Here is a 2,070-nt window from a genome sequence, read left to right as displayed (position 1 = left end):
TCCTTTTTGCTTTTTTGAAGGAGATTGTAAACTCTTATTATATTCTTCTTTTCTGTTTCAAGACATATTCCTATCGAGAGCATTCTCAATGCCCGATTGTAATTATCCGGTTCAAATACATATATCCATTTCTCAAAAATATTCTCGTACATTTCTTTTATTTCACAAATGTTATCCCCACGCGAATATCTCGCAATCAACATATACTCTTCAATTAAGCTCATTGCATATTTTACAGGTTTTACTCTTTCTTCTTTAACCTCACCTTTTTCAAATGCTGCATTGTATTTCAATAGCATTTCAGTTCGTTTATCAATATATTTATCAAAATATTGTTTAGGCATTATTTTATCTCTCATATTTTACTCCAATACTGTTTTAATAATTTAGTAGTTTACTTCTTCTCCCTGATATCATGCATTCCATATATATTTAAGTTAAACTTACTATATCAGTACTTCTTCTTGGTTTATATTGGCATATTTGTCTATTTCTTTCTGCCATCCTTCAATTGTTTTTTCAGTGATTTTGCTCCAATTTTCTGCCGCTATTACTGCTTTTTTCCGCTCCTCTATCGTTCGTACATGACCTATTTTTTCACTTTTGCACATTGAAAAAAACTCTATTATTGAATCAGCGATTTTCATATCTTTATAGCCTTTCTCATGGTCGCAGAAGAATATTTGCCCCTTATTATCTTCCTTAACTCCAATAGCATAATAATTGCCCCACGTATCTTCTCCTATTGGCATACAACTTTTACTTTCAAAATTTTTCATATGTTCCTCTATGCTATTTTTAGTGTTAATTCCATATAAACATCTAACTATTTCTTTTCTTTTTCCCTTTATTAAAATTGTCTTAGGAGTATCCCCTCCGTTATATTTAAGCAAAAAATTTTTATAGTTCTCTTCCAATAAAATTTTATTTCTGATTTCAAATTCTTCTATTTGCTCAATAGAGCCATTACCATATTTTGCTATTAACATTTATTTTCCCCTTACTCCTGCAATATCATCATTATTGCTATGGTTAATTAGTAAAAGAGTAGCTATTTTGGTCACTCTTTTACTCCTAGTATACCGTATAATCTATAATTGAACCTTTGTAGTTCACCTTATACACATATACATCATTGGTCACTTTATCATTTTTATACTTTACTTTAACTAGTTTAAATGGTCTTATTCTGTAAAAAAACTTATTTCCCGTCCAACCGATACAATCAATCTTTGATTATCATCTATATCTTTCAAATCATTTTTCAACTCACTCACATCGAACATGCCCTTTTTTTCTGCATCTTTACTCCAATTGATTAATGATTCTTTTGTCCAACACCTAAATGTGGGTTTATTTATTATGTGATTACATTCAAATCTTGTTATTTCTTTAATTCTAATAAAATGAAACATCCCACTTATTACGAGAATTATAAGGATTAAACCAATAATAAGTCCTTTTTTAATTTTTTCATATCCTTCTCCAATTACTCTATTATTCAGTATTCTAAAGTATTTTAACCTTTTCTCCTAATATAATGTATAGTCTATAATTGAACCTTTATAATTCACTTTATACACATATACATCATTGGTCACTTTATCATTTTTATACTTTACCTCAACCAATATAATTAGGTGAATTATTGTTTTTATATTATTTTGCAAGTTCCATCAATTTTTCCAGAGACAATCCATCTACGATTATAGATTTTCCCTTTTTGCATGCATCCGCTTTGATTTTTTTAATAGCAGAATAATAATCAACTTCTCCTATTATTTTATCTAACGTTGTACTTACTAATACCATCTTCCACTCATCAACTTTTTTTCCATCAACTTTATATTCTTCTTTAGGATTAAGTGGAAGAATAGTACAATTTCCCTCCGTTAATGCAATAGCACCAAATACTCTTTTGTCTGCGTTTGCATAAAAATGTGGTGTTGCCACAAATGCATTATCCATGTTTTTTTCTTCTTTATTTCTATTTAGTTTATTGAATAATCCCATCTCTTTCCTCCTTGTAATGTACCAAATCATATGGATAGTATTTCATATCTTTTAATA

3 protein-coding genes are annotated in these 2,070 nt (G+C 28.8%); all 3 read right to left on the bottom strand.

Annotation, left to right across the window (positions count from 1 at the left end):
- On the bottom strand, positions 1–359 hold a 359-nt coding region (locus ABMA45_RS07405; RefSeq protein ID WP_348030051.1), incomplete at its 3' end, for a PoNe immunity protein domain-containing protein.
- Between the two features lie 87 nt (positions 360–446).
- On the bottom strand, positions 447–989 hold the full coding sequence (locus ABMA45_RS07400) for an SMI1/KNR4 family protein (protein ID WP_022089252.1): 543 nt from the start codon (positions 987–989) through the stop codon (positions 447–449).
- 670 nt (positions 990–1,659) lie between these two features.
- Positions 1,660–2,013, bottom strand: coding sequence for a DUF4299 family protein (locus ABMA45_RS07395; protein WP_022089251.1), 354 nt, complete (start codon positions 2,011–2,013; stop codon positions 1,660–1,662).
- Positions 2,014–2,070: the final 57 nt, after the last annotated feature.

It is taken from the genome of Eubacterium sp. CAG:156 (genome assembly GCF_000434315.1).
Classification (GTDB): domain Bacteria; phylum Bacillota; class Clostridia; order Lachnospirales; family Lachnospiraceae; genus Eubacterium_U; species Eubacterium_U album.
Note: the sequence above shows the minus strand (reverse complement) of the source record. Positions and strands in the feature narration are given on the sequence as shown.